Source organism: Serratia sp. DD3, from assembly GCF_000496755.2.
The window spans coordinates 112,049-119,025 of sequence record NZ_AYKS02000053.1 but is presented as its reverse complement, the minus strand read 5'-3'; the positions used below and the strand labels follow the sequence as shown (position 1 = coordinate 119,025).

Annotated in this window: 4 protein-coding genes and 1 pseudogene; 3 read left to right on the top strand and 2 right to left on the bottom strand. The window is 51.5% G+C overall.

Going from position 1 to position 6,977, the window contains the following annotated elements:
- A pseudogene (locus tag IO95_RS10380) lies at positions 1 to 557 on the bottom strand (NAD(P)(+) transhydrogenase (Re/Si-specific) subunit alpha); the annotation flags it as partial.
- An 82-nt stretch (positions 558 to 639) separates the two neighbouring features.
- Positions 640 to 2,022: an NAD-dependent succinate-semialdehyde dehydrogenase gene (locus IO95_RS10375; RefSeq protein ID WP_023490401.1), complete on the bottom strand. Its 1,383-nt coding sequence runs from the start codon at positions 2,020 to 2,022 to the stop codon at positions 640 to 642.
- A 465-nt stretch (positions 2,023 to 2,487) separates the two neighbouring features.
- On the opposite strand from IO95_RS10375, the gene uspF reads away from it, so the two are divergent.
- The 3 genes from uspF (at position 2,488) to IO95_RS10360 (ending at position 6,967) form a co-directional block, all read left to right on the top strand.
- On the top strand, positions 2,488 to 2,925 hold the full coding sequence (gene uspF / locus IO95_RS10370; RefSeq protein WP_023490403.1) for a universal stress protein UspF: 438 nt from the start codon (positions 2,488 to 2,490) through the stop codon (positions 2,923 to 2,925).
- 211 nt (positions 2,926 to 3,136) lie between these two features.
- Positions 3,137 to 5,440: a heavy metal translocating P-type ATPase gene (locus IO95_RS10365; protein ID WP_023490405.1), complete on the top strand. Its 2,304-nt coding sequence runs from the start codon at positions 3,137 to 3,139 to the stop codon at positions 5,438 to 5,440.
- Positions 5,441 to 5,860: 420 nt separating this feature from the next.
- Entirely contained in the window at positions 5,861 to 6,967 is a 1,107-nt protein-coding gene (locus IO95_RS10360; RefSeq protein ID WP_023490406.1) for a toxic anion resistance protein, read from the top strand.
- The last annotated feature ends 10 nt before the right edge of the window (positions 6,968 to 6,977 follow it).

Here is a 6,977-nt window from a genome sequence, read left to right as displayed (position 1 = left end):
GCCGTAGCCATGGCCTCAAGCCCGGCAACGCCAAGCCCCATAACCAATACCCGCGCCGGGCCGATCGCCCCAGCGGCCGATGTAATCTTTGGAATGACACGCGCCAGATTCACCATGCCAAGTGCAACCGAGTAGTAGCCCGCCAGCGCCGATTGACTAGACAACGCATCCATCGCCTGCGCTCGTGTGATGCGAGGCACCCGCTCCATGGCGAAGCAGGTAATTTTGCGTTTGAGTAAGTGCTTGACCAGTTCTGGCTCATTGTTGGCGTAGATAAAGCACACCAGGATCGCCCCCTCCTTCATCGCATCGACAACCTCAAGCGCTGGCGGTTGAACGCAAAGCACCACATCGGCATCTTTGACCAACTCAGTGCGATCAGGGATGAAGGTCACGCCATGAAAAGCATTATCTTCCAGGTGAATCGCCTTACCCGCCCCCGGCAGCATATGCAACCGAGCCCCGAGCTTGATCAATTTAGCAACCACAGAAGGCACCATCGCCACACGGCGTTCGTGAGGACGGGTCTCTGTCAAAACCGCGACGTTGACATACATAGCTTTCTCCAGAACCAAACCGCTGATTAACTGACACGAGCACGTCACTGACTTTGCGTGCCTCAATGGACATCATCCTGACTCAGAGCGGAGCAGGAAAATGGCCCATACGCACCAGTTTCTTGTTAACAAACTCTTGGATGCCCATATTGCCGAGTTCACGGCCATAGCCAGAGTTTTTAATCCCGCCAAAAGGCAACTCAGCATCGGACCAATTGAGGTTGTTGATAAACATCATTCCGGTGTCCACAGCACTGGCGACGCGTTTGCCACGCGCTTCGTCCTTAGTCCACACCGAGCCACCCAGTCCGAAATCGGAATCATTGGCCAGCGCGATTGCTGCTGCTTCATCCTTGACCCGATAAAAAGAGACCACCGGACCAAAAAACTCATCACGGAAAGCGGGGTTGTCAGGCTGGATATCGCTAAGAATAGTGATTTGCATAAACGAACCAGGGCGGTCGATTCGCTTGCCGCCCATAAGCAGCGTGGCACCCTTGGCAACGGCGGTGTCAACCTGCTTGAGTAACTGCAGCAACGCGTCTTCAGTGGACAAGGGACCATGGGTTGTTTTCTCATCCATGGGGTCCCCCGGCTTCAGTGTCTCAAGAGCTTGCTTGAATCTGGCAAGAAACTCGTCAGCGATCGACTCGACCGCGATGAATCGCTTGGCGGCGCAGCAAGTCTGCCCCGCATTGTACATACGGCCCCAAACGGCCCATGGAATGACCTTGTCCAAATCGGCATCCTCAAGCACGATGAATGCATCGCTGCCACCCAGTTCCATTGAGCTCTTCTTCAGGTTCTGACCCGCTCGGGCAGCGATGCTTCGCCCTGCATCCACACTACCGGTCAACGCCACCCCTTTGATCCGCGGGTCATCAATCACTTGGAAGGCTTGTTCATGGGAGATCAATAAATTGGTGTAGGCACCAACCGGGGCACCGGCATCGATCAACAGTTTCTCGAAGGCAATTGCACACTGCGGTACGCAGCTCGCATGTTTAACCACCACCGTGTTTCCGGCCATCAAGTGCGGCCCGGCGATACGTGCCAGTTGGTAGAAAGGGAAGTTCCAAGGTTCCACGCATAACAGCACGCCAAAGGGCGTACTTTCCATATGTGCTGTGCCATCGGTAGGATGTAGCTTGGTCGGTTGCAAGAATGCTTCACCATGCTTGGCGTAATAGGCCAAGATGTCACTGCTGAACTTAACCTCAGCCCGCGCTTCATCGATCCGTTTACCCATCTCAAGCGTGGCCAGTTTGGCAAAGTCATCAATATGCGCTGCCATCAATAAAGCGGCCTTATTCACAATAGCGGCTCGCTCAGGGTAACTGGTGTGCCTCCACTGCTGGAAGCATGACTCCGCCTTGGCGAGTGATTTTTCGAGCTGCGCGCTGGTAAGGTGATCATGTGTTTTCAAGAGCTTGCCGGTGTTTGGATTGATACTTTGATAGGCCATGATGAGATCCTTCTTTAGGTGGGGTGAACGCAGTGTTCTGCACTGAAAATTATCTGCACAAACAATTATCTGCACAAACAATGAGGTTCATGCGGCAGAACTGACTTGATTGACTGTGCGTGTATTCTCAACAGGGGTCTGTTCGTTAACACACACAAATAGGGGGGATGTTGGGTTAGCGTCACAATCGATACTTTCGTCTGCTGTAGAGACTAAATCGTCAAGGCAGAGAATGACGTTTGCTGGTGCAGCGACAACGTTGGTGTAGATGTGGGTTAGCTGTTGGTATTGGAAACTTAAGGAGAGTTTATGTGGAATTGCGCGGATAAGTTAAAAAGTGAAATTGTCTGCTTGGGTTGATATTACCGTTGAAAATCCAGGTTCACCCATCCTCTTTCTCTTGACAATGACAGCTCAAGATAGCTGCTATAATTAGCACAGGCATAAAAGCAGGAGATTGAATATATGTATCACTCAATTCTAGTGCCCATAGATATTTCAGATCCCGAATTTACCCAAAAAATCATGGCTCATGTTGAAATGCAGTCTGGCCTGATTGATGCAGCTCAGATTCATTTTCTGACAGTGATTCCAATTTTCCCTTATTACGCCTCTCTTGGCTTGGCTTATTCAGGCGAAGTTCCAGATCAAGAAAAGATTAAAAATGAAGCGCTATCAATGCTTTCTGAAATTATTGATAAATTTGGCCTCCCGAAAGACAAGATTAAAAAGCACCTAGCTTTAGGCTCCCCCAAAGACGAAATCCTCAATCTTGCTGATTACATTAACGCCGATTTGATTGTCATTGCTTCACACCATCCTGGGATCATCAACTATCTACTGGGCTCAAATGCGGCGGCGGTAGTTCGTCACGCAAAATGTTCGGTTCTTGTTGTCCGTTAAGTGCCTAATCACTCTTTACACGAAACCTTACTGAAATAGTAAGGTTTCGTCACCCAGCCGTTCTTCCAGTACAAAATGCGATCACTCTCCTCTCTTGAGATGAAAAAAATGGTCATACTCAACTCTATCCGGAGGTTGGGAGTTAATACTCCGGTATTTTACCCACGGGTTCCAATACGTCGATGACCGTACTTGGGGGGAATTGCTCACTATGAAACAACGTTGGTCCGTCAACTTACTGATCCTTGCTATATCTGGGGGAGCCCTGTTCTTTGGCCTGGCGTTATTCTGGAGTGGCTATCAAGAATGGGCTCATTGGATTTGGATCGGCGGCTCGGTCCCTGCGATTACATTTTTGTTATATGACACACTGCGCGCACTTGCCAGGCGTGAGGCCGGAGTCGACCTGCTGGCTTTAATTTCCATCGGCGGCGCTATCGTTTTGGAGGAATATCTCACCGGGGTGGTGATCGCCGTCATGCTGGCCAGCGGAAGAGCGCTGGAAAGCTTCGCGCAACGTCGTGCCGGGCGGGAAATGTCTGCTTTGCTGGCAAAGGCACCGCGAACCGCCAACCGGCTTAAAAGCGTTGACCACAACCAAGATGAACTGGTGCAGATCCCCTTGGAGCAGGTGGCCCCTCTCGACCGGCTATTGGTGCGCAGTGGAGAAACGGTTCCCGTTGATGGCAGTTTGATCTCGACAATAGCCCTGTTGGATGAATCTATGCTAAGCGGCGAGTCAACCCCCGTTGAGCGCAAAAAAGGGGACGCGCTGCGCAGTGGCGTACTCAATGCGGGTGCACCATTTGAAATGCTGGCGACGGCCAATGCAGATGAAAGCACTTTCGCCGGTATTATTCGGCTGGTTTCTGCCGCTCAAAGTTCGAAAGCGCCTGCATCTCGCCTTGCTGACCGCTATGCGCTGTGGTTTGTCCCCTTGTCGCTGGGGGTCGCTGGTGCAGCCTGGCTTTTGAGCGGTGACCCGGTGCGAGCACTGGCGGTGCTGGTGGTCGCCACCCCTTGTCCCCTTATCCTCTCGGTCCCGATCGCCATTGTGTCGGGTATGTCAATATGTGCTAAGCGCGGTATTCTGATCAAGGGCGGCGGTACCTTGGAGCAACTGGCACAAGCCAAAGTATTGTTTTTTGACAAGACTGGCACATTGACCAGTGGACAGGCGCGCCTGGTTTCCATTAGAACCAGTCGCAATATTAACCCTAACGTCATTCTGGGTGTCGCTGCATCAATGGACCAGATGTCCGGGCATGTGATTGCCAACGCCGTGGTCGCTGCCGCACGGGAAAGAGGCCTTCCCTTATCGCTCCCCTCCGCCGTTCAGGAACAAGGCGGCGCAGGCCTGAGCGGGATACTGGATGGGCAACCCGTAGCCATCGGCTCTTACGAATTCGTTTCTACACTGGCGTCATCCCCTGAGTGGACCCCGGAGTTTCTTCAGCAAGTCGCCGAGGATGGTGGCTCTGCGGTCTTTGTCGCCCTGGATGGGAAAATCGCTGGCGCGTTGCATTTAGCGGACCAGATCCGGGTTGAAACTCCGCGCGCTTTGCGATTGCTGCGCAAAGCGGGTATCAAACGCATCGTGATGCTGACCGGCGACAATCGACAAATTGCCGAAACCATTGGTGCCGCCGTGGGGGTTGATGAGGTACTGGCTGAGCAGACGCCGGCAGGGAAACAAGCGGCGATTGAATCAGGCCGTTCCTTGGGTACCACGATGATGGTGGGTGATGGCGTGAATGACGCACCAGCGCTGGCTGCTGCTGATGTGGGCATCGCCATGGGGGTGCGCGGCGCGGCGGCATCGTCCGAAGCCGCAGATGTAGTGCTTTTGGTGGACAGACTCGACCGCCTGGCCGAAGCACTGCATACCGCACGCCTGACGCGTTCAATTGCAGTACAAAGTGTTATTGCCGGTATGAGCCTCTCCGCCGTCGCTATGCTGGTTGCCGCCTTCGGTTATCTGCCGCCGCTCTACGGTGCACTACTCCAGGAATTGATTGACGTTGCGGTTATCTTGAACGCATTGCGCGCGCTGCAGATTGCCCCGCTGCGCGTCAGCCACCACACATTATCCGCCAACCAACTACAAGCTCTGCGCGGTGATCACCTTGCTCTCACTCCGGTGCTCGACCACCTGACTGACTTCACTAATCGGCTGAATATGACAGCACCCGCTCAAGTCAGGCAAGCTGCGGTGGCATTGGAAGCGATGCTACAAGAAAAATTATTCCCCCATGAACGCTCCGATGATAGCGATGTGTATCCGGTGCTTGCTGACCTCTTGGGTGGAGACGACCCCATGGCAGCCATGAGTCGAACTCACCGAGAAATCTTTGAATTAGGCCGACGACTCAAACGCCTTATTGATAGCATGCCAGCTGACGGCAGCACTAACAGCGAAACCATCACCGAATTACAGCGTGTTCTCTATAGTTTGGATGCCATTTTACGTTTGCACTTTGCTCAGGAAGAGGAGATTTACCAAAATCTGCAGTGAGAATATAACCACCTTGTCTGCCAATTATATTGTCGCTTGGCTAAAAATAATCAATGCCAAATGCATCAATGCTGTGATTGATTAAACCTGACGGGAATTGTTGGGCATCGTTTAATCGGCTGTACCATCAGCTCACCTGAATTTGTGCTGCCTTCAAAAATTGGAATCAACCTGAATTTGTTCAGCTCAAGCAGGGTGAAAACATCAAACAATCATATTGTTGTGCGCGTCTTAGATAAAATGCTTTTCCTGGTATTTCCCCAAAAAAAAGCCGGGATAAGTCACCCTTGAGTCTTCTTTTTCTGCTAAAAGCAACCGATTGACATCACACTGATTTTTATATAAATTTTCAGCAAAACATCCGGGCAGTTTTTTACTCTACTGCTGACCTCAAAAACAGATCCCCAGGAAGTGATGTTCATGGATAATAACCAACAACTTGTCAGCTCTACCGCCATCCAGAATCCCCAGGAAGGGCTCCCTGAAACCTACCATCCTGACCCTGTGCAAGTCACCGCACTGGCTTCGCAAATTAATATTGCCGAAACCGGTATGGTAATGGGATATGGGGCAAAACCGATGGCTGAAATTGCCCAGTTTGCCGATACCCTGCTCCACAAGATCAAAGCCAGAGACGGTGGTGAAGTCGGCCAGTTGCTGTCCGATCTGGTTCTACGTATCCGTCAAAATGACCCGTTCACCAAGGAAGAGAAGCGCAGCAACTTTCTCGCCAGCCTGCCTATTGTGGGCAAACTGTTCAAGCAGGCTGAGCAATTCAAAGTCAACAATCAAGTATTGACTGAGCAGGTCGACAACATTGCAAACCACCTCGACCAATCGATGATCACCCTGATGCGGGATATCGAAACACTCGAGCAGCTTTATCTGCGGAATTTCAATTTTTACAACGAAGTGACGCTTTACATTGATGCGGGCAAGCAAAAGCTGCAACACGTCAGCGAAATCGAACTCCCTGCACTCAAACAGGAGGCTGATACCTCTAAAAACCTGATGATGGCACAGCAGGTCAAAGACATGATCGAGAACATCAACCGCTTTGAACGTCGCTTGCATGACCTTGATCTGTCAAGAACCATTGCTATTCAGACTGCACCGCAGATTCGTATGGTACAGAGTACCAACCAGCAACTTGCTGAAAAAATACAAAGCAGTATTCTGGCTACCCTACCCATTTGGAAAAGCCAAATGGTGCTCTCGATGACGCTGAATGCGCAGAGCAAAGCGGCACGCCTGCAGAAAGAGGTCTCGGACACCACGAATCAGCTTCTGCTGAAAAATGCCGAGATCCTGCAGCAAAGCAGCATTGCCACCGCCAACGAGGTAGAACGTTCGATCGTCGATGTGGGTACGCTGCGTGAGGTACAAAACAAACTGATCAATACCATCGAAGAGACAATGAAAATCGCCGATAATGCACGTACACGCCGTGCCGAAGCGGAAAAAGAACTCGCCACCATGGAAGAGAATCTGCGTCTGCGACTCACAGAGGCCACTTCACGCTACTAATAAGCGGGTA